The organism is Mycolicibacterium sp. Y3, from assembly GCF_051188035.1.
Classification (GTDB): domain Bacteria; phylum Actinomycetota; class Actinomycetes; order Mycobacteriales; family Mycobacteriaceae; genus Mycobacterium; species Mycobacterium fluoranthenivorans.
Window position 1 is genome coordinate 139444 of the sequence record NZ_JAVQLT010000003.1, and the last position, 20792, is coordinate 160235.

Annotated in this window: 22 protein-coding genes and 1 pseudogene; 5 read left to right on the plus strand and 18 right to left on the minus strand. The window is 66.7% G+C overall.

The genetic code is table 11. The features are described from left to right. Window positions 1-42: 42 nt before the first annotated feature. The 8 genes and pseudogenes from QN239_RS33085 to rpsH form a co-directional block, all read right to left on the minus strand. Window positions 43-1491: a PE-PPE domain-containing protein gene (locus tag QN239_RS33085; protein ID WP_499017526.1), complete on the minus strand. Its 1449-nt coding sequence runs from the start codon at window positions 1489-1491 to the stop codon at window positions 43-45. Continuing rightward, a complete protein-coding gene (locus QN239_RS33090) occupies window positions 1488-3605 on the minus strand; it encodes a cellulase family glycosylhydrolase (RefSeq protein WP_499017527.1) in 2118 nt (705 codons plus the stop codon). Before QN239_RS33090 ends, QN239_RS33085 begins: the two co-directional genes overlap by 4 nt. 860 nt (window positions 3606-4465) lie before the next feature. Then, entirely contained in the window at window positions 4466-5713 is a 1248-nt protein-coding gene (locus QN239_RS33095) for an RNA-guided endonuclease InsQ/TnpB family protein (RefSeq protein ID WP_499017529.1), read from the minus strand. A 3-nt stretch (window positions 5714-5716) separates the two neighbouring features. After that, complete coding sequence (gene tnpA / locus QN239_RS33100) at window positions 5717-6115, minus strand: IS200/IS605 family transposase (protein WP_499017531.1); 399 nt, start codon at window positions 6113-6115, stop codon at window positions 5717-5719. Between the two features lie 240 nt (window positions 6116-6355). Beyond that, a complete protein-coding gene (locus QN239_RS33105; protein ID WP_499017533.1) occupies window positions 6356-6514 on the minus strand; it encodes a hypothetical protein in 159 nt (52 codons plus the stop codon). Continuing rightward, entirely contained in the window at window positions 6511-7305 is a 795-nt protein-coding gene (locus QN239_RS33110) for an alpha/beta fold hydrolase (protein ID WP_499017535.1), read from the minus strand. The genes QN239_RS33105 and QN239_RS33110 overlap by 4 nt, the downstream gene beginning before the upstream one ends. A 23-nt stretch (window positions 7306-7328) precedes the next feature. Further along, window positions 7329-8255, minus strand: a complete 927-nt coding sequence (locus QN239_RS33115; protein ID WP_499017537.1) for an MPT63 family protein — start codon at window positions 8253-8255, stop codon at window positions 7329-7331. A 244-nt stretch (window positions 8256-8499) separates the two neighbouring features. Beyond that, window positions 8500-8595, minus strand: a pseudogene (rpsH, locus tag QN239_RS33120) (30S ribosomal protein S8); the annotation flags it as partial. Between the two features lie 98 nt (window positions 8596-8693). Here rpsH and QN239_RS33125 point away from each other — a divergent pair. Both QN239_RS33125 and QN239_RS33130 read left to right on the plus strand, forming a co-directional pair. Then, window positions 8694-9578, plus strand: a complete 885-nt coding sequence (locus tag QN239_RS33125) for a hypothetical protein (protein WP_499017539.1) — start codon at window positions 8694-8696, stop codon at window positions 9576-9578. A gap of 69 nt (window positions 9579-9647) precedes the next feature. Then, window positions 9648-10280 (plus strand): hypothetical protein, encoded by a 633-nt coding sequence (locus QN239_RS33130; protein ID WP_499017540.1) that lies wholly within the window; start codon window positions 9648-9650, stop codon window positions 10278-10280. 132 nt (window positions 10281-10412) lie between these two features. Here QN239_RS33130 and QN239_RS33135 read toward each other — a convergent pair whose 3' ends face one another. Beyond that, window positions 10413-10745 (minus strand): hypothetical protein, encoded by a 333-nt coding sequence (locus QN239_RS33135; protein ID WP_499017542.1) that lies wholly within the window; start codon window positions 10743-10745, stop codon window positions 10413-10415. A gap of 1368 nt (window positions 10746-12113) precedes the next feature. Here QN239_RS33135 and QN239_RS33140 point away from each other — a divergent pair. Then, window positions 12114-12869: a hypothetical protein gene (locus QN239_RS33140; protein WP_499017544.1), complete on the plus strand. Its 756-nt coding sequence runs from the start codon at window positions 12114-12116 to the stop codon at window positions 12867-12869. A 37-nt stretch (window positions 12870-12906) separates the two neighbouring features. Here the strand turns inward: QN239_RS33140 and QN239_RS33145 are convergent, their stop codons facing one another. From QN239_RS33145 to QN239_RS33170, 6 genes are all read right to left on the minus strand, one after another. Continuing rightward, window positions 12907-13614 carry an HNH endonuclease family protein gene (locus QN239_RS33145; protein WP_499017546.1) on the minus strand — a complete coding sequence of 236 codons (708 nt, stop codon included), beginning with the start codon at window positions 13612-13614 and terminating at the stop codon, window positions 12907-12909. 190 nt (window positions 13615-13804) lie between these two features. Further along, entirely contained in the window at window positions 13805-15268 is a 1464-nt protein-coding gene (locus tag QN239_RS33150) for a type II toxin-antitoxin system HipA family toxin (RefSeq protein ID WP_499017547.1), read from the minus strand. Then, window positions 15265-15552, minus strand: a complete 288-nt coding sequence (locus tag QN239_RS33155) for a type II toxin-antitoxin system RelB family anti-toxin (protein ID WP_499017549.1) — start codon at window positions 15550-15552, stop codon at window positions 15265-15267. Before QN239_RS33155 ends, QN239_RS33150 begins: the two co-directional genes overlap by 4 nt. A gap of 125 nt (window positions 15553-15677) precedes the next feature. Next, entirely contained in the window at window positions 15678-16538 is an 861-nt protein-coding gene (locus tag QN239_RS33160) for a DUF2637 domain-containing protein (protein WP_499017550.1), read from the minus strand. Between the two features lie 164 nt (window positions 16539-16702). Next, window positions 16703-17725, minus strand: coding sequence for a hypothetical protein (locus tag QN239_RS33165; RefSeq protein WP_499017551.1), 1023 nt, complete (start codon window positions 17723-17725; stop codon window positions 16703-16705). A gap of 126 nt (window positions 17726-17851) precedes the next feature. After that, window positions 17852-18112 (minus strand): hypothetical protein, encoded by a 261-nt coding sequence (locus QN239_RS33170; RefSeq protein ID WP_499017552.1) that lies wholly within the window; start codon window positions 18110-18112, stop codon window positions 17852-17854. A 143-nt stretch (window positions 18113-18255) separates the two neighbouring features. On the opposite strand from QN239_RS33170, the gene QN239_RS33175 reads away from it, so the two are divergent. Continuing rightward, window positions 18256-18657, plus strand: a complete 402-nt coding sequence (locus QN239_RS33175) for a hypothetical protein (RefSeq protein WP_499017553.1) — start codon at window positions 18256-18258, stop codon at window positions 18655-18657. Here the strand turns inward: QN239_RS33175 and QN239_RS33180 are convergent. From QN239_RS33180 to QN239_RS33190, 3 genes are read right to left on the minus strand one after another with little or no spacing between them, the layout of a single operon-like run. Beyond that, on the minus strand, window positions 18654-19025 hold the full coding sequence (locus QN239_RS33180; RefSeq protein ID WP_499017555.1) for a hypothetical protein: 372 nt from the start codon (window positions 19023-19025) through the stop codon (window positions 18654-18656). The two genes, QN239_RS33175 and QN239_RS33180, sit on opposite strands and share 4 nt — an antisense overlap. A 19-nt stretch (window positions 19026-19044) precedes the next feature. Next, window positions 19045-19425: a type II toxin-antitoxin system VapC family toxin gene (locus QN239_RS33185; RefSeq protein ID WP_499017557.1), complete on the minus strand. Its 381-nt coding sequence runs from the start codon at window positions 19423-19425 to the stop codon at window positions 19045-19047. Continuing rightward, a complete protein-coding gene (locus QN239_RS33190) occupies window positions 19422-19670 on the minus strand; it encodes a type II toxin-antitoxin system Phd/YefM family antitoxin (protein ID WP_499017559.1) in 249 nt (82 codons plus the stop codon). The genes QN239_RS33185 and QN239_RS33190 overlap by 4 nt, the downstream gene beginning before the upstream one ends. A 35-nt stretch (window positions 19671-19705) precedes the next feature. On the opposite strand from QN239_RS33190, the gene QN239_RS33195 reads away from it, so the two are divergent. Then, window positions 19706-20791: a hypothetical protein gene (locus tag QN239_RS33195; protein ID WP_499017561.1), complete on the plus strand. Its 1086-nt coding sequence runs from the start codon at window positions 19706-19708 to the stop codon at window positions 20789-20791. Window position 20792 lies beyond the last annotated feature (1 nt).

Below are 20792 nucleotides of genomic sequence, written 5' to 3' on the forward strand. Positions count from 1 at the left end.
GCGACGGCAACGAAAACCAGGACCGCCTGGGCGAGATCGGCATCAGTGATCATGACTACCCGACGCCTCGCCACCTTCGGAACCTTTACTGGGCCCGGTTGTTTCGTGGGCGTGAGATGGTGGCGATGCTGACCCGTTGGGGGTGTCGTCACCGGAACCGGCCGACCCCACGGCACTGGGCCCGCCCGATACGACCGCCCCCGGGCCCTCCGCCGCGATGACGGACGGCTTCCGGCCACCACCTCCAGCTCTGAGAGGCCGGCTCAACGCCAGGGTCGGCGCGCGCCGCGACGCCGGTTTCGTAGCGCGCCCGCTGGGCTGCGCCGGAACGGTCGCGGCGGGCTCCTGCGTCTCGGTCTGCACTCCCACCGACCCGGGTGCTGCGACGCCTGCGGCCGAAATGGACTGCCCCGCCGCAGGGGCGACGTCGGGGACAGCGCGGGACGTCACGCTCGTAACGACACTGGTCGGCGCAGCCACCGTAGTGGCCGCTGCGGGCCGGGATTTCGCCTGCCACTGGCTGATCGCGGCATCCAGGTAGCGCTGGGTCTGACGCAGCGTGATGCCGGCCCGGTTGGCGCCGGTGGTCATGCCGTTGACCGCGGCCACGAACAACTTGCTGCCCAGGGCCGCGACGGTCGACGTCTTCGCGGGCGTGTAGGCCGAGTCGATGATCGGTTTGAGGACCTTCTGCCAGGACGCCAGCGTCGCGTCGTTGACGCCGACCGCCTGGAAGGGCCGCAAGATCGGGAGCAGCCCGGTGGCCGGGATCCGGTAGGTCGTGGTGGTGGCGCCGACGGAGTTGACGGTGACGGTGACAGCGGAGTCCGGCAGCGTGGACAGGTCGACGGCGTAGGACCACGGATTGTGGTACTCGATGGCACCGAGCAGCGCGTTGATGTCGGCGAGCAGGTTCAGCTGCTGAGCCGGCCAGTCGCTCAGACCCTCGTACTGGTGGGTGATGATGATCCGGTTCCAGGGGCTGTCGTCAGGGGCGGTGACGAATGTCAGGCCGGGCAGCGCAAGGCCGGGGTTGCGGCCCATGATGCCGGTCGGCCCGGTCGGGTCGCCGATCCGGACGAACAGGAACGTTCTCGTCGAGCCCGCCGCGAGCTGGTCGCGCTCGACCCGGGAGGCGACGATGCCGCCCTGCGAGACATCGACGATGACGATGCGCACCCCATCGGGCAGCGCGGCGATCGCGGCCTCCGTGGCGGCGACCCCGGTGGCCACCGACGGGTCCAGCGCTGTCTGACCAACCACCGGGAACAGCGAAGCCAGATAGCCGATCTGTTGCGCTACTCCATAATTGGCCAGACTCGCGTTGACCTTGGTGAGGTCGATCTGCCCAGCGGGAACGGGGTTCTGACGCGTACCGGACAGGTAGAGCGCGACATCTTCAGCGGCGGCTGACGGAGCCCCTGCAAGGGTGGCGCCGCCCAGGACCAGGGCGCAGGCGGCCGCGCCCAACCACGGGCGTCGCGTCCTCACGCGGCGGCCGCCGAACCCTTGTCCGCCGACGCGGCGTGACGCGGCGCTGCCGTCTTCTTCGAGGTGTCCGTACCGGTCGAGCCGGGCTCGGCCGACCCCTTGGTGTCCTTGCGGTGCTTGACGGTCCTGGGTGTGGCGGTGTCACCGCTCGTCGTCGACGCCGCAGTGTCAGATCCCGCCTTTCCTGCATCAGCGGCACCGGTCGTGGTCGCGCTGTCGGGTTTGCGGTGCCGCCCTCCCTGCTGGGCCGGCGTGTCGTCGGTGGCGGTCTTGCTCGTCCCCGCGGCGGCAGTCTTGTCTGAGACCGGCTCGGCTGCAGCGGTGTTCGATCCGTTCGATGTTCCGACGGTGCTCGGTGTGGTCGTCGCGCCGGCCGCTGTGGTCGTGGTGCCGCCGGCCTTCTTTACGGTGATCGAGTCACTGTCGTCGCCGGCAGCCGCGGTCGTAGTGCCGACTTCCTTGACGGTGGCCGCGTCACTGTCGTCGCCGGCAGCCGTGGTTGTCGCCTCGACCTTCTTGGCGGTGGCCGCGTCCCCCTCGGGGGCTGCCGTGGCCTTGGGTACCGCAGTGATTGCCTTGGGGGTCGTGGGCTGTTCGAGACGGGCCAACGTGGCCCGGGTGCCCGATAGCGCCGCTGCGACCGCCTGACCGGTGCTCTGCAGATCTCTGTTGAAGCGCGTGACCGCGGCGGCGACGGCCGCCTGAGGGTTCTTCATCGCGGGCCCGATGTTGAGCACAGCGCCCAGGCCAGCCTGAGTCAGTGGAGCCATCGCGGCGACCATCTGAACGAACCGCGCGGAGACGTAGTCGGCGATCGCGCTGAAGACCTTCTTCCCGGCGGTCGGCATCTGTTGATAGGCAGCGTCGATGACCGCGTTCGGGATGATCAAGGCAGTGTTGACCAGCCCGAAGCCGATGGAGGTCAGCTGCAGGTAAGCGTCGCGGGCCTGCGACAGCTTGGGGGCGGTGTAGTCGGGCAGGGAGCCGTTGACGGCGAGGTCGGCGATCAGCTTGGCCAACACCAGCGCGGCCTGCTTGGGGGTGCCGTCGCTGTTGTAGAGCCCGAAGTTGGCTTCGGCGTTGAGCAAGCCGGTGTGAATGTCCTGCGCGGTGTAGACGAACGCCGGGCCGGTGAACGACAGCCGGGTCCAGGCGGTCACGAAGTCCTGTAAGAACTGGGCCTGCTCGGTCTGGTTGACCCCGATGACGGGGACGGTGGCGTTGCCGTACTCGGTTCCCCAGATCTTCAGATCACCGTCACCGTTGGCGACCATGGTCGCGTAGAGCGCCTGGATCTGCTGCAGCGCAGCGTTGTTCACATCAGAACCGGAGCTGAACGGCAGAGTGGTGCCGTACGGGTGATACGACAGAGCGTCGAAGTATCCCTTCGCCCCGGCGGCATACATCGCGGTCAGGAAGTCCGAGGCGGTCTGGCTGATGCCCTTGATGTTGCCGGCCGCCCCAAGCGCGCCGGCGACGACGACTGCGTCCGGGTTCGCCGCCTTGATCGCGGTATAGGCGGCCTTGAGGACCTCGGTGTACTTGGCAGCACTGACCGGGGCGAAGAAGACCACCCCGTTCGGCTCATTCCAAATCTCGTAGGAGCCGATCTTGGTGCCGTAGCGCGTGGCGACCGCCGAAGCGAAGTTGGCGTAGGCGGTCGGGTTCGGAGCGCCCGCCAGGACAGTTCCGTCCCAGGCCGGGTTGCCGGTGATGTCCCCAGTGATCGAGAAACCCAGGGAGACCGCGGTATCGACAACGTTATCCATCTTCGACCAGTCGTAGGTGTCTCGGGTGGGCTGGATGTACACCCACGGCACGCCGACTCGCAGGTCGGTCACTCCGAGGCTCTTCATGTCGTTGAGGCGCTCGACGAGCTCGTCGTGGCTGAGGTTGTAGAGGGTCGAGTCGGCGACCCCGATACTGGTGTTCGAGCTGGTCGATGACTCGGAGTTCACGAGAGCCACTGCGGTGGAGACGCTCTCGCGGTGCAGCGGATGTTCGGCGGGCGCGGCAAGAAGGGCGCCGGTGTGTAGCGATGCGGCGATCGTCGTGGTGACGGCGGCCGCGACCAGAGCATGTTTGGCGCGCAGTATGGCATTGGTGGTGTACATAGGAACACTCCTGTGGATGGCATGGTGGGAGAAGCGTTTTGGGCAAGCGAAAGCAGAGGCTCGGCGTTGAGCGCGCCACGGCGCGGGGCCAGTCGATGTGACACCTTGTTGGTGCCGGGGAAAGTGAGCGTTGAACACCGCAAATGACCGGTGAGCCAATGGGTTTGCGGCCAGCCGACTACATGTGCAGTGAGTTGCCTAGCAACGGGCGGCGAACATGCGGACTCCTGCGATTCAGGTCGTCCGGCCCTCACGGGCGGGAGTCGCAAGCGGTGATACCTAGTGCAGGAAATTTACCATCTACGGTAACTTTTCCGCGTGTGGTAAATCAAAGAGGATCGACGTGCCGTATTCGCCGCCCATCCGCGCCCGACAGGGGGCCATGCCATCGCCGCAGGTCAGGCCCAGCGACACGGAGGCCGTGCGCACTCAGTGACCGGAGACTTTAGATGCCCGGGGACGTGCTATTTCCCCTGGTCACAGCGTCCTGCGCGCCGAACAGCGCCGGGCCGTCGAGGCCCACCTTCCGGTCTGGCTCGAAGGAGGCCGGAGGCCAATCAGTGGAGTGCGGGTGCGAGGTCTCCGTCCATGAACCGCGCGATCGCCTCCAGCCCGGCGGGCAGCGTGCTCGCTAGCGCTACGACCGACGCGACCAGTCAGCGCGCTGGCCGTAGACAGCATTCACTCGCGGAGCAGGTGGGCCAGCCGGTTCAGGCGCGTCGGGGTGACCTGCGGTGTGCAGGTCGATGTAGATCCACTTGCGCAGCTGTCCGCCGGGACCGTGCGGTTGCTTGCGCCAGTGCCCACGCACGAACCTTGACTTCCTCCCCACGGCTGAAGCCGGGGGATTCCAACCCTGTTCATGCTGCGGGTGCAGCGCTGGGTTGGAGCAGTAATTCCTCGCGGGTTCCTGCTAGTTCCTGCTTCGGTGACCGCGCTCGGCCCGCAGGCCTTGGCTGGTCTTCACAGGCGGTGACCGCAAGCCCTGCGGCCAGAATGTTCTTAGCGGCGTTGACATCCGCGTGCTCATGATGCGTGCAGTGGGTGCACCGGAATACCGCTTGGTTCTCACGGGATTTCGGGTCCACATGCGCACACGCTGAGCAGCGTTGCGATGTGTAGGCCGCCGGCACCTTTTCCACGGTGGTCCCGGTGTAGCGGGCCGCCGAGGCTAGTGCCAACGCGAACTGATGCCATCCTTTGGCCAGGATGGCGCGGTTGAGCCCGGACTTGGCTCTGACGTTGCGCGCGGGCGAGTCGAGGGTTCCTTTCGCTGATTTGGTCATCTGCTTGGTTTTGAGGGCTTCGAGCACCACCACCGCGTTGGCGGCCGCGAGCTGATGAGCGGTCTGAGCGGCGAAGTCCAGGCGCCGCCGGCGCTCGCGGGCCCGCACCGCTGCCAACGCGGCGCGGGTCTTGTCCCGATTCGCAGAGCGTCTCGCGCACCGCGACAGCTTGCGTTGCAATGCCACCGCCCGGCGGCGTTCCCCGACAGTCATAAACGCCCTGTCGATCAGCTCCCCGTGGCTGGTTGCGATCGCCACCGCGACACCACGGTCCACTCCCACTGCGCTGCCCGGCGAGGCATGGGTCGCGGGAGTCTGCTGGCCGTCGTCGACGAGCACCGAGATGAACCAATGCCGGCCCTGCCTGGTGAGGGTCGCTGAGCGGATGGTCTCACCGGTCAGAGGTCTGCTCATCCGCAGTTTCACCCACCCGAGTTTGGGCAGTTTGATCCGGCCGTGGCGGCGGTTGAGCTTCTCCACCGTCATTTTGTTGCCCTCGGGAAACCGGAACGACGGTGACCAGCGACGACTCGAACGCCACCGAACCTGCCACGTGCCATGCTCGCGGCACGCCCGGTCCAGGTCCATCAACGTCTGCTGCAGGCAGTGCCCGGGAACGTCTTTGAGCCAGGGATGCTCGGTCTTGGCTTCGGCCAACTCCTTGGCCTGGGGCTGGTAGTTCATCCAGGCGCCGCGGCGGCGGTACTCGCGGCGCTGCTCCAAACCGATGTTCCACACCACCCGGCATACTGCCCCGATCCGCTCGGCGAACTCGGCCTGCTCACCGGTGAACTCGACCCGAAACCGCCGCCCCGTCAACATGACTCAGCGTTCTTTCTGCGACTCGACATAACGCTTGATCACCGACAAGGGCGCGCCGCCGACAGTGGCCACGAAATACGAGTTCGTCCACAGAGACGGCAACCGCGATTTCAGCCACGGAAACTCCTCACGCAACACCCGCGACGAGCGGCCTTTGATGGCCTTCACCAGCTTGTGCACCCCGTACTGTGGATCCACCTCCACCAACAGGTGCACGTGATCAGGCATGGTCTCCATCTCGATCAACCAGGCCCCCTTCTCGGTGATCACCTCGGCGATGATCTCTTTGAGCCGCTCCTCCATACGGCCCCCGATCACCCGGCGCCGATACTTCGGACACCACACCACGTGATACGCACACTGAAACGCGAAATTCGCGTTCGCCCGCAACGTAACACCCACAGCCGACAACAGTAGACAGGTCACACCTACCTAACCGTTCGACACGCTAGCCAAAGGAACAGTGACCCTGTCAAGTGCGGAATCGTTGAGGAAAGGTCGCCGGCTGGTCCGTGAACGTGGGCGCACAGGCAGCGATGAAAGCCAGATCCGCCTGGTGTGCCCTGTTCACCGCCCATCCGCCCGCCCGCGCCAACAGGGGGGCCATGCCATCGTCACAGGTCAGGCCAGTGAATCCGGAAGCTACACGACGGCTGCGGGAGCAAGGTCTCCGTCGGTGAACCGCGCGATCGCCTCTCGGACGGCCGCCGCCATGGCGGGGCTGCCGGTATGCCCTGAGTTCTCGATCACCACCAGCTCGGCGTCCGGCCACGCTTGGGCCAGCTCCCACGCGGAGATCACTGGACAGGACAGTCCAGGCGACCATGGATGAGAACACCGGGGATCCCCGCGAGGCGGTCGGCGCCGCGCAGCAGCTGTTCCTCGGCCAGCCACCCGTAGTGGGCGTAGAAGTGCGTGCAGATCCGCACGAACGCCAACTTTTCATCCATGGGCTTGGCGCTGAATTGTCCTGGCCGCCCGTGGGTTTCGTGTGCGATCGCCGTGTCCTCCCACAATCCCCACTCATAGGCGGCGTGTTCACGCACAGCGCGGTCGGGGTGCTCCATGAGCTGGCGGTAGGCCTCGACGAGATTGCCATCCCGCAGGTGCTCGGGTACCGCGGCGCGGAACCGCTCCCACTGCTCGGGCAGCAGAATCCGCAAGCCGCCGTACAGCCAATCGATTTCACGGCGCCGAGTCGTCGAAATGCTGATGAGGATGATGCCTTCGACCCGTTCCGGATGGCGCTGCGCGTACGCCAAGATGAGGGTCGACGCCCAGGAGCCGCCGTACAGCAGCCACCGCTCCACCCCCAGAGCTTCCCGCAGCTTCTCCATGTCGCTCAGCAGGTGCTCGGTGGTGTTGACATTCATGTCGGTGGACGGGTCCGCGGCGCTCGGCGTGCTGTCCCCGCAGCCACGCTGATCAAACGACACAATCCGAAAGATGCTGTGGTCGAAAGCTTTATGGGCGGTGCGGGAGCGACCGCTACCGGGCCCGCCGTGAACGAGCAGCACAGTGCGACCCGACGGATTTCCCCGTGCCTCCCAGAACATCCGGTTGCCGTCGCCGACGTCAAGCCAGTCCCCCATCAGCGACGGTCCCCGGGTCGCCGTCAGGCGGGTGGGGCGACGACGGTTGTCGTCGGCGCAACGACCGGGGCCGGGCCCGCCGGGGCGGCGCTACCTGCTGCCGGGGTGCCGGAGCTGGCGACCGGCGCGAGAGCCGGCGTCGCACCGGGACCCGCTGGGGTCGGCGCCGGGCTCACCTCAGCACCCGAAGGGGCGCTCCCAGCCGCAGACGGCACCGGCGTCCCTGCACTGCCCGGCACCGGCGTGCCCGTGCTGCCAGGCACAGGCGTTCCCTGACTTCCTGGTACGACGGGGGTTCCGGTGCTACCTGGGACGACGGGGGCGCCCTGGCTACCCGGAACGGGCGTGCCGGCGCTCGCCGGTGCCGCCGCGGCAGTGGCACCCGCCGGCGCTGCCTCAGCCGCGGCCGCAGGAGCCGCCCCCGCCGCTGAACTCGGCGCCGACCCCGAACCAGACGACGCAGCCCGCGTCGGGGCTGGCGGCGGCTGCACCCACACCGCCAGATCCGTGCCACCCGCGTTATAAACCACACTGTCCGGAACATCACCGGTGACGTCGAAGTACACCTTGCCGGAGGTCTGCTGCCCCTGGGCCAGCGCAGCCGGGTTGACCCCTTGCGGCGTCGCCACACCGAAGAGCACCCGGTAGGTCTGGCCACTGCGGGCCCGGGCGTTGAGATTGGACACCACAGGCTGCACAGTGCCGCGCACCGCAGCGTCGGTTGCTGTTGCCTCCCAAAGCGTTCCGGCCACCGGGTACGGGATGACGTCCACGCTCGGCTTGAAGTCCTTGACCGTCCACGCCTGCACCACATCGCCGTTCACCAACTGGGCTGGGCTGCCCAGCGTGTGGATCACCGATTCCTCCGCCGACGCAACGGGGACCGACAACGCCCCGACGCACACCGACGCAGCGACGGCAGCAATCACAGCTCTGGACGCAGCGCTCAACGGTTCATCTCCTTGCTCAGACACACGAAGCGGCTATCAACCAAAAGCTAACAGCGCCGGCCGCCGAAAACGGCTCCCGCGGGCCGGCAAAATCGCTGTTGCGACAGGGCTCACGCATGCCACCACTTCCGCACGGATTGCGCTGTTAGCTATTGGCGGTAGCGGCTAGCTATTGATGGTAGCGGCGTGGCCCGGACAAGCCTGCCGCGCAACGAGAACCGTCGACCGCCTGGTCACCAACCGAAGACGTAGAAATGATCGCCACGCTCGAACCGCCGAGCACCCGTGGGAGATTGGCGCTCTTGGCATACCCCCGTAGCCCGGGCTTGGCCACCCAGCGCTGGCATACTCCCCCACCTAAATTGGCCGCACGCTGGCTAAACGGCACGTCCCTCGATCTTCAAGGATTGGGACGCCTCAACGGCCTAGGCTCGACGGATGGACTGGCCGGACGCAGCTGCGGGTCGTGATCGCCGCCGAAGCGGCGACTTCGACGTCGACTGGCCATACCGCGACCACGACGTCGCCGACTTCCTCGCTCAAGCAAGCCCAGTCGGAACCATTGACGAGGACGCGCTCCCACCACAACTCGCCGCCAAACGCCGACGCCGCGGACACCAACGCACCACCTATCCACCATTCACCTGGCGCCAAATCGCCACACATCCCGCGCGGCGCTACACACCATCTGAGCGCCGCGCACTGCGCGCAGCCACCATCTGCTGGCCCACTTCGCGCGAGGACCTAGCCGGCTACGACAACGCCGACATCCTCGAAGCCGAGTGGAACGCCCGCTTCGGCCGCACCGAGTACTCCCACGCCGGCGCCGCCGCGCTCGTCTGGCCCGAACCGAACGCGATCACTGCGGCCTACCGGTCAGCTCAGTCCGCCCGCCACAGCCGACTCTGGAAAACCGACCTCCTCGACACGCACGACGCCCGTCTCGACGTCGACGCGCGCCTCAACCACATCGTCGCCGCCGCCCACCGTCTGTGGCGCACACACGCCGACACCCATCTGCACCTCGGCCCGACCGACACCGATGCCTGGGGACGTCTGCTGGAATCGATCGACGCCCTCACCGAGTACGCCCGCATCCTCAATGGCCGTGCGGATCGCCTCATCGCGTACCGCGAAATCTTGCGTCTCGACGTAGAGGACCGCTGGATCGGACTCGAGTTGGGTCTGCCGCTGGAGTCGACCGCGCTGGACCGCCAGGCCCTCGATCGCGCGGTTGAGCAGGAACTATCTGACCTACTCGATGGGCTGGCCACCACGGTTCGGGGTGACGACGTCCCTCCGTCGTTGGGCGCCCCGGAATGATTCCTCCCGCAGCAGTGTTGCACTGTGCTAGCATAGTGCTATCACCAACAGAGCGAAAGGAGGTCCACCATGGCACGAAACGCACAGCTGGACGCTCCATTTACCAGTGACGCGGCAAACTGGGAGAGCTACGCTTTACCCATGGAGGGAAATCATCCGCCGCTGAGCGCACCACCAGGGCCCCCGGCCCAGTGGCCGCCCTACTACCCGCCCGCCAAGCCGGCACGGCGGTGGATTCCCGTCGCCATCATCATCGCGGCCATCATCATCGCCGCAGCGATCATCGGCGCCGTCGTCCTGACCCGCAGCCCCAACACGACTGCCCCCACTGGCACGGCCCCGACCGCGGTCGGGGCCGTGCCCGCTCAAGCCGCCGGCGCCGCTGACAGCTCGACTTGCGAGGCATGGCCGTCCACAAAGGCCGCGCTCAACGCCATCCCAGCACTTCCCGCTGGGTGGAACTGGGACACTCCGAACATTGATCTGTACGTGAAGAACCAAAGCGCGGCAGTGAATAAGGCCCTGGACTTGTTCGAGACGGAAATCGCTGCGACTGACCCGCCCAAGGTGACCGAGGCCGCGAAGACGTACGTCTCGGAGCGGCGGCAGGCTATGCAAAAGCTTGTCGACCGCACCTACACCTCCGCCGATGGCGTACCTGGCAACGTCGCGCTGGCCAAGCTCGACGAAGCGTGCGGTTGAGCTGAGGCGGGGTTCTAAGACGTGCCTCCAAAACCGACTACGCCGCACGCGTCTGAAATCCTCCAGAACTACTGGGAAGATTCGCTAGAACCGGGCGAGTTGATGCGGCGCTCGGTAGAGATGACGACCCTCTCAGGCAAGCTTGTAGCTGCCGCAGAGGACGGTCAGGTCGCCGCCATACGACTGCTCAATTACGGGCAGGGTGACCTGGCCGACGTCATTTCGGGCGCCTGGACGAAGTACTTCGTCAATGTTGGTCTCGTAGGCGCTCAGGTCGGCCAGGCCGGCGCATGCCTGGGGGCTTGGGCCACCACTCTCGGCGCCATGCTGGCAGAAATGGACGCGGTCGTCGGATGGGCCGAAGCCGCCATTGAGGCGTTCGAGGCTGCGCGTGTTGCAGAGGAGCTGGCTGGCATAGACGTCGACCAGCTCATCGAGCAGGTCAAGAACGAAGCAAAGACACAAATACAGGCCATTTCGGGCGCCGCCATGGGCGCGCTCGCTGCCGTACCCAGCTGGGCAGGAAGCGTTCCGGCCGCGCTACCGATGCCGGGTGTGGGCGGCGGCCAGACTGGGTCTGGCGTTGCGGGAAGCGACGCCGGGCCCAGTGCACCTACGCAACCCATGTCAAACACCGGAACAACTGGCGGCGGCGGCGCCGCGACGGCAGACCCTGGTCCCGGCGCATCGACACAACCCGTGTCCCACGCAGGCGCTAACGGCAGCGGGGGCGCTGCCGCGTCGGACTCTGGTCCTAGCTCACCTGCCCAAGGGATGTCCAACAACATGGGTGCCGCCGGAACTGGCGCTGGACCAACCCCTGGTGGCGGGGCAAACAGCGGCGTCCCAAGTACTGGCTCTTCAGGTGGTGGTTTACCGGGCAGCACCGGAGGTGGGACGCCGGCGGCCGGATCCGCCCCTGGCGCGAGCGGAGCCCCAACGTCTGCCTCATCAGCCCCTGCGACACCCCCTTCGACTTCGGGAGCGCCAACGGGTGCACCGTCGACAGCGCCCGCACCGCAAGGTAGTGGCTCCGCGGCCGGCACCCCCAACAGTGCGTCGGGCGGCGCTGCTCCCGCTTCATCCGCAAGCCCTGCAGCGGAACCGGTTTCGCATTCGTCGGCTACGGCGTCGCCCGCGGCTCAAGGCCCGGCGGCTGCCCCGGCCGCGGTGCACACTGCAGGTGCCGAGGTCGCCGCTCCGGTGGCGGCCAGCGCGGGTCCAGCTGCGGCTGCCCCCGCTGCAGCATCTGCGCCGTTGTCTGCTGCGCCGTTGAGTGCTGCGGCGTCGCCGTTGACGTCGGCGGCAGCTGGGGCCGTGCCGGCGCCTCCGCCGGTGCCTGCCCCGCCGCCGGTGTCTCCGTTGTCGCCGATGACTCCCGGTAGTGCTGTGCCGCCGCCTCCTCCGTCGGTTGCCGCTCCGCCGCCTCCCGTAGCCGGTGTGCCGGCAGCTGCTACACCGGGCCCTGCTCCTACGCCGGCTCCAGCTCCAGCTCCGGGTCATGCGCCGCCCGGTCCTCCCGCCCCGACCGCGCACACTGCGGCGCCGTCGTCGACGCCGGTGTCCAATTCGCAGCACCAGAATCAGGATCCGTCTTCGCCGCCGGCGGCCGGTCCGTCCGTTGGTGGCGGGTCCGGTCCGATCATTGCGCCGCTCGGTGGAGGAAACGATGCGTTGATCGTGCCCGCTGTGCTGGTGCCTCCGGTGAGTCCTGTTGTGGCGTTTGGTGATCAGGATTTGGCAACAGTGCGGTCGGTGGTTGAGGCCGCCGGTGGGGCCGCTCATGTGCATTGGGCCGCTGGCATGGTCGTGACGAGTGGTCGGCACCAGGTTGTGCTGACGTCTGACCGTGGCCGCGGTTGGATTCCGGCTGAGGCGTTCGTCCCTGCTGATGTCCTGAGCCCGTGGTCGCACGAGGACTCTTGGCGCTGGGAGGGGCTGCTTGACCCGGCCCGGGTGCTCGTTGAGTTCGCGGCGGCCGCCGGCGGTCAGTTGACTGCGCTGGCGACGACGTTCTCCAGTGCACCTGCCGTGGCGGCGGGTGTTCCGTGGGCGCTGGTGGATGGGACTGATCGAGCGCACCCCGAGCTGCTCAGCGGGCCCGTGGTGACCCGATTCGAGCTGCAGGTATCAACGGAGCGGCGTCGCGCGGTGAAGACCATCACGGATTCGGTGAAGCAGCGGGAGCAGGTGCTGTGGCTGGCGTTCAGCGCTGATGAGAAGGCGGGGTCGTCGGCGACGCGGCTGCGGATGCTGACGACGTTCCGTGACCAGCTGAGTCGGATCGACAATGCGCGGTGGGTCGCTGCGTTGCCGTGGGAGCATCTGGAGGAGGAGCACCACCAGCTCTGCGTCCAGGAACGTGCGGCCCGGGTCGATGTGCGCGATGTGCCTGTTGGTCAGGTGGACACTGAGGGTGGGGCGTGCCGTGCGCTGCTGGCGCAGGCGTATGCGACTGAGGCTGTGATGGCGCTGCGTAACCCGGTGGCGTTGCGCGCGTTGGCGGATGCGACGTACTCATGGTCCATGCTGTTGGACGCTCAGGCCTCGGAGCCGGCGCCGACGGCTCCTGAGTTCGCCGGCCGGTAAGGACCGGATTTGCGCACCGTTGTTGTGCGCCAGGCTCTTACGCTACTGGTCTGCAGGCTTTGATCGCGGCGTTCTTTTCGCTGACGGTGATGGGCAGTTCGTACTTGGCGAGGATGGTCACGTACTGGGTTGCGAAGGGGCAACGTGCTGCCGGGTCCGGGGGCATCCATTGATCCAGGCCGTCATCGGATTTCGCATTGTTGACCGACGCAGAGATGGCGCGCAGCTCGATGGGATCGTTGGCGAAGATCTGACGCTTGCGCGAATCCCATTGCCACGCAACAGCATTCCAGACATGGTGGAGGGCGACGGTATGGTCGATCTGAACGTCGGCCAGGTCGACCCGCTCACCGCTGTAGGGGTCCTTCAGCCAGCCGGCGATGACCTTGCAGTTGCGGGTGCCGTCCTTGTAGGTGACGTCGTTGAGATCTCTGGCCAAAATCCGAGACCTTGTATCACAACCCGATCTGTCACTGGGGTCGTTCCACGCGGGCCCGAATACGCATCCTTGACCCTTCTTGCAGCTGCGCTCGTAGCCGGGTACCGAGTCGATGTGGTCGACGACCTTGACTTGGTCGAGCAGGGAGGCCAGGTCGGCTGAGGTGGCCGCGGGCGCGGCGATCGCCACGGTGTCCCCGCGGTATCCGAAGTCGAGCAGATTGGGGTGCAGCCACGCTCCGATCGCGACGGCGGCGGCACCTGCGATCGCGATGGTGCCGCGGCGACGGCTTCGTCTGACCTTCATGGTGGTTGCCTCCCCAAGACTTTGTTGTGCCTGCTCAGCGTAAGCGAGCGTGGGGACATATCCGGTTGCGACGGGTGGCGAATTGCGCTGCCCCGCATACGATCCCGAGTGAGAGGCCAGTGACCAGCGGAGATGGCAGGTCCCCGGTAACCGCCCCGCCAGCCCGCCGAGCTCCGGCGACGATGTCGCGCTACGACTCGTCGGTGACGCCGGACAATCGTTTTGTTGGGCGCCGTCGGGTGTGGCCGCGAACCGGCCGTTTTCCGCGCGAGTGGGACACGACGGGGATTTCACCACTGGCGGCAGCGTCTTCTTCGTCGGACACCGTCTCGGGCGGCATTTCTTCATCGTCGTGGACCGGTGGTGTTGCGGCGGTGCCGCGTGGGGGCGGGTCGAGCGTTGCGCACTGCTGTCTGATGCCGGTTCGCAGGGCGGTTGCGAGGTCACCGAGGGTCGCTGTCGGGATGTCGGCGGCGGCCGCGGCGATAGCGTCGGGCAGGGCGGCGGCCATTTCTCTGGTGCGAGCGACGAGGCGGTCCGGATCGGTGCCGGCCTTGTCGGCGAACTTGGCGATCGTGGCCAGGTCGACGGTGCCGAACTTGCTTTTGCCGGCGATCGGCATGGCCACCCTGGACAGTCCTGATGCGGGGTTCGGGTTGTAGGGCAGCACGCTGGCGACGTCATAGACCGGGGCGAGGGTCACGCGGTTGCCGAGCAGAATCACGCTGTAGTTCTTTGCGTGGCCGTCTGGGGCGCCGAGAAGGTACTGGGCTACCACCATGTCGGTGAAGCGGTCCACGTCTTGTTGGTCGGCGTGCGCGGCTAGGAGCTTGGCGATTGTGATTGCGGAGGGCCCGCCGTCTGCGGCGTACTTCTTTGAGGGCCAGACAGATAGTGCCTGGCACATGTCTTCCTGGTGAAGACGTAGCACTGTGCCGTCGTCCTGGGTGACGCGGTCGTAGCGGGTGACGACGATAGCCGGAATACCTTGGAATTCCTGGTATTCGGTGCTGGCGGCCGCAATTCCGATGGTCGGCAATGCCTTCTGGCAGAGGTGTTCGTTGAGTGCTTGGCCGGGGAACTGGGTGATGCCGGGTTTGATGATGTGGGTGCTTGCGGCGTTGCCGTGCCCGGTGGCCCATCCGTTGCCGGTGCGCACGGCGGTGAATTTGGCTTGCATTCCGGCCAAGCTCCAGCGTTCTTCAGCGCCGGGCCAGCGTCCGGGGTTGTCGATGAGGGTGCGGAGGCGGTCGGCGATGTCGGTGTCGCTGAGGGGCTCGGTGTGACCGGTCTGGGCGAGGACGTCGGCGAGTTCCTCGACGGGTGCGATTTGGACCGCGCCGGCGCAGTCGCGACCGAGGTGGCGTAGGAGCGCGGAGGTGTTACCCGCCGCGACTCCGTATTCGGCAGCCCATCCCTCGCGCACCCTTTTGTCTTCGGGGAGCAGGCCCGATAGCCAGGGTGCGACCTTCTGGTGCGGGTAGGTGACGCCTTTACGTACCGGGATCGACAGCGATAGTGGGGCGAGTCGGCCGGATGCGCGCGCGTAGTCGTCGGCGTAGGTGAAGCGCGGCCGGCCGAAGTCGTGGGTAATGACCCCGGCCAGGCGGCGGTTGAGGACTACGACCAGGCCGTCGCCGTGGGAGGCGGTCACGGTTGAGCGGCCTGGTGCTTGATCTGGTTCATCAGGGCGACTGCGGCTTGCTCAGCGTCGTTGAGTGGTACTTCTTCGGTGATTCCGAGGCGGTAGTCGAGTGCGTTGGCCACGGCGATGAAGGCGCTGATCTCCCCGTTGAGGCCGTTCTCGATGCGGCCGACCAGTTGTCGGGACACTCCGGATCGGTTGGCGACATCTTGCTGGGTGAGGCCGGCGTTGATGCGTGCATAGCGGAGTTGCGCACCGATGCCGGCAAGCACTTCGTCAATCAAACCAGCCATCGTGTAATGATATCATTACAAGCTACCTCATGTCATGGTTCCATGACATGAGGTAGCCAAAGGTAGCGCTATGTCACGATATCGATACAAGCTATGCCGTGTTACGGTATCGCGACACGGCGTCGTCACGCTGACTCGATCGCCGCCGCGGCGCCAGCCTGCAGGATCTTGCGGATCGTCTCATGGTGAAGACCCGTGCTCGACGCGATCGCCCGCTGGGACTGTCCGCCGTCGTGGGTGGCCTCCAGAACATCGGCGATCTGCTCAACCGGCCGTTCCACGATCGCCTTCTGGGTCGACTGCTCCTGGATGTTCCGAGCAAGGGTCACCCAGTGCCGACGTCGATCGGCTGCACGCTGCGCCTGCTGGTTTTCCTGTTGCACCCGAACGGCTTTCACGGTCATTGGGCGAACCCTGGACAAGATCGCGGCGCCGTGGGCGGTCGCCAAGAGTGAGACCGCTGGCACGACGCCGATCGCCGCCTTCAACCACGGGCCCAGCTCGGTTCCGGGTTCGGTGATGGCGTGCAAGGCGTTTGATCCGATACTGGCCAAGGCGGCCAGCGCGAGCACCCACCAGAAGAATCGGCGATTGGCGCGCTGCCGGTCGCCGTAGGCGCCCAGAGCGAGGACCGCCATCGTGGCCGAGAGGATGGTTCCGTCGACGATGATGGGCCACAGCGGGGCGAGGTGGTGCGGGTAGCCGGCTCGGATGGCGAGGTCGGTGAGCGAGGCGAAGCTCAGGGTGAACGAGGCGACGCCGATGACGGCGGTGATGGAGACCGCGGCGAAGCGGGTGGCGCGCAGCATCTTGGCCGAGCCCGGCGCGGCGAGTACTTCTTCACCGCCGGCCAGCACCAGGTCGTCGTCGTCGACCGCGATGGCGCTCACCGGTAGCGGGGTGATCGGTGCGGTCGACGCTGCAGCGGGCGTGTGTCCGTTGCGGGTGGGCTGAAGGTCAAGTGGGGCGTCGTCGACGACAGTCATGGCGTCCTCAGGCTCGGCGGCGGAATCGAGTGTTCACAGACAGTGATGAACCGAATTGGCGTGGCGCACATGGCCACTGGCGCATCTGTTGCAGCAAATCGTAACACCGCCACGATGTCGTTCCCGGGTGCCGCGACCTGCAAGATGGCAGGGCCCCGGAGCGGTTAGTGGCCGGCGGACTGAGTGCCCGAGGTGCCGAATGGCGGCTCTTCGGATTCGATCTCGGGGATCGCGCCGAAGGTCTGCTCGACACCGGCTGGGGCGTCGTAGAGCTTGTCCTCGGGGAAGATGGCCGGGTCCCGCTTGGTGGTCTCGCCTTCGCCGTCCTTGTGGCCTCGGGCGCCGTGCATCGGCATCATCGGCATCATCGGCATACGGCTGGACGCGGCGGCAGCCGGCGAGCCGACGCCGGGGCCCTGCAGCGGGCTGGCCTGCAGGGCGCTGGAGCCGTTCATCGGTGTCACCGGGGTCTCCAGGCCAGCGGGCATGGTCGTGCCCGGGTCCATGCCTCCCCCGCCGCCGCCGCCGAAGCCTCCGCCGCCGCCGCCGCCGCCGAGACCGTCGAGGCCCAGGTCCGGCTTGGCCACATCAGATGCGGCCTTGGTCGCGGATTCGACCGCCTTGCTGGCGAGCTGACCGACCTGCTCACCGGCCTTGCCGACAGCCTCGCTGAGCTTGCTACCGATTTGGGACAGCTGCTGGGAAAGCTGTTGCGCGATCTGCGATCCCGTTTGCATACCCATCTGGAGCAGCTGCTGCATCTCCTGCTGGCTTTTGTCGCCACCCAGCATGTCCTGGGCCTTCTCCTTGGCTTCCTTATCGATCGAGTCGGGATCGAGCTGGCCAGCCGTGTCGGATCCGGCCAACCCGGCCCCGGGCGTGGATCCGTCCTTGAAGCCGGCAGCGTTCTGGGCGTCCTGGTTCTCAATGCTCGACATGCCCTGCTGCACCGCGTTGGTGAGATCAGTGGCCCCGTTGGTGAGCGCTGGGCCCGCAGGCGAGAGACCCGTCTGTAGCTGGCCGGTGAACATGGAGATCTGATTGCCAACCGGGCTGGACGCCCCGGGCGGGGACAGTGCGGATTGCACGCCGCTGGACAGGTCCGATGCTGCTTGGTGGCCCTGGTTTCCCAGATCGTCCGACCCACCCCGAAACTGCGGGATGTTGAAGGTCATCGGTTGGCTCATGAAGGCCAGTTTATCTGCGCAGACACGCTCCGGAGGCGCTGCGGAGCCCCGGATTTATTGGGCCGCGGTCAATCTTTCCGCGGTCGCACACCGGGGACGTGCTATTTGCCCAGTTCGTTGCCGTCGTCAGGCTCGCACTGAGATGCCCGAGCCGACCATCGGCCGTCCGAGCAGCGCTAGCAGTGTCCAACGCGCGTCGACGTCGGCAGGATCGTCATGCAGCTCGTCGCAGGCGATCCGGATCCTGCGGGCGATATCGCGCTCGTCCGCCGTCGGCGTGGAGCGCAGGAGCAAGTCGCGGGCGTTGGCTTGAGCTACGGGATCCAGAGGTGCGCAGTAGAGGTCATCGCAGGCCAGCTGAATCTCATGTGCGAGTGCATCGGCCATCTCAGCTCCTCATGCGTCACTACCAAGTGTAATTGCTACTGACATACAACTTCTGTTGTCACTATAGACGTCGCGACCGGGTATTCAAGACCCGTTGTGCACGGATACTCGGCCGAGTTGAGCGAAGGCGTTAATCTGCCTGCGTGGCATTCGACGACCTCACCGCTGAGGACCTGGCTTCGGCTAGCAGTCGCGTCGCCGACGATGCCTTGCACTCAGCCAGACTTCTGGCCGCCGAGTACCTCGTTGCGGGCCCGGGATCGAGCGTCGGTGACGCAGCCACCGCCGTGCGCGTCCTTCTCGCCCAGGACCCAAGCGACACCCGCTACGAACTCCTCCAGGCGTTCGAGAAGCCGTGGGCGACCCTGACTATCCGCATCCTGGCACCAGTCGCCGACCCCTCCCCGGCTATGCAGGATGCCCGCGATCGAGGTGTCACCGCGGGCAAGATCGCCGAGGCACTCGGTGTTAGTCAGCAGGCCCTCTATCAGAATCCGCGGTACGCCGACATCGTGCGCCGGCCGCGGAGAAACTCTGAAACTTAGTTTCGTGCGACCGGTTCCGCCCCGGCCGCTAGCTCCACTACCGTGCGCCACCCCGCGTCGACGGGTGCATCGTGCGCGGGGATCGTGACCGTGCTTTCGCCGGTGAGAGTGCGGGAGATTCGGGTGGTCTCCGGAACGTGGTGGTGGGGAACGAGGTCGTAGCGGACGACGATCATGCCGCGCTCTTCCAGGGAGCCGAAGGTCCGTCCTTGTTGGTTGTACGCGGCGTATCCGTCGATGAGGAAGACCGGGAACGTCGCGTGGCCGCGGCGCGCCATCTTTGGGAATTCGTGTCCGTATTGGACGCGTCCTTGGCGGACGAGGTCGAGCGCTTCTTGTTGGCGTGCGGATAGCTTGGCGGTCTTCATCTTTGGCTTCCGTTTCCGGTTAGACGGCGATGATGTCGATGAGGTGCTGGAGGCCGTGAAAGTCGGCGGCGTTGCGTGTGTAGAGGCGTGCGGAGTGGGCGTGGGCGGTTGCGGCGATGAGGAGGTCCATCGCGCGGGCGCGGGGTTGTCGGCCGGCGTCGACGACGGCGGCAGCGATCTGGCCGTAGCTGGCGGCGGTGGTGGCGTCGAGTGGCAGGGCGTCGAAGTCGCGTTGGATCTTGAGTAGGCGGCGTAGTCGTTCAGCGCGGGTGGCTTGTTCTTTGGCGACGAGGACGCCGAAGTGGAGTTCGGCGAGTGTGATTGCACTGATGGCGATCTCGCCGTCGATGGGGCTGATGCCGGTGGCGAGGATGACGCTGGTGTCGAGGATGGCTTTCATGCGGTCGCCCAGGGGTCGCGGATCTGTTGGTCGACGAGGTCGCGGTCGGTGGGCCAGGCGGTGTCTTCAGGGCCATTGAAGAGGTCGGCGATGTCCTCCCATTGGCGCCAGGCGTGTGGGGTTGCGGGGACGAGGCGGGCTCCGGGTCGGCCGGCGACGGTGATGGTGATTTCTTCGCCTTCTTCGGCGCGGCGGACGAGGTCGGATGCGTTTTGGCGGAGTTCGCGTACGCCTACGATTTCCATGCCCGTCAATGTAGCACATGTGCTACATTATGGCTATGTCGTTGGGAGCATTGCAGTTTGGCTGCGTTGACCTGAGCGGGCTCACCGCTGAGGATGTGCTGCAGTGGCGCGGTGATGGGTTCTTCCGCGCCGAGCGCGGTGATGGCGTCGTCGTGCGCGGGGTGGGCAGCGACGCCGAGGCGGTCGCCGAGCTGCTGCGCCGCGCCGAGGTGATCCTGGCCGATGGTCCTGTCCACCGTGCGCGCCCCAACCATGAGGTAGTCGACTTCGCCTGGTCGTCGGAGGCATCGGAGGCCGCCGGCGACGTGGCCGGGGATCTCGCGCGCCAGCTCGGGCATCGTCCGGGTGGGCTGGTTGAGCAGCTGCAGGCGTTGGCGGCCGGGCTTCCAGGCGGTCAGCATGAGCTTGAGGTCCTCGCGCAGACCAATGCCTCGACACTGAACGCCGTTGCGCCGCAGATCGGTTCGCACCGGGTGTTCATGCCGCCATTCGATGACTCCGACGTCGGAGCACTCGGGGTGCAGGGGTCTGCGTCCCGCGGGTGGGCGACGTGGGCGCACTGGATTGAGCCGAGACTGTTGACATCAACGAACGCCGCAGTGTGGGGCGAGATCGGTCGAGAGCCGCGACGCGACACCGTCGTGCAGGTGGCGGGATGGCTGCACGACGCGGTCGCCGGCGCGACGCTCGATGACTGGTTGGCGCAGATGTTCGCCCGGGATCCGATGCTGCTGAACCGGGTAGAGGGTCCGGCAGGCCCGGTCTACGAGGTGCTGCGAGGCACGCATCGGGCGCATGCCGCGCGGATCTGGGATCTGCCGTGGGTGCTGGCTCAGGTGCACGTCGAGCGGTTGGCCAAGCCGTTGCGGCCGCGGACGGCGTTGACGGAGGCGCTGTGGGAGGGCCTGGTCCGGCGCGGGCTGATCTCGGCGGCCCGCGATGGCCAGTGCTGGTATCTGCAGGAGGCCGTGGCCGAGTGGATGTTGACGCCTCCGGCGATGGTGGTGGCGTGGAATGCCATGTACGAGCGGACGTATCCCGGTGCGCTGCAGGCGACTACGGGGCTGGACGCACCAACCTTGTTCGATGCCGATCGGTGGGCCGGCGCGCTGCTGGCATAGC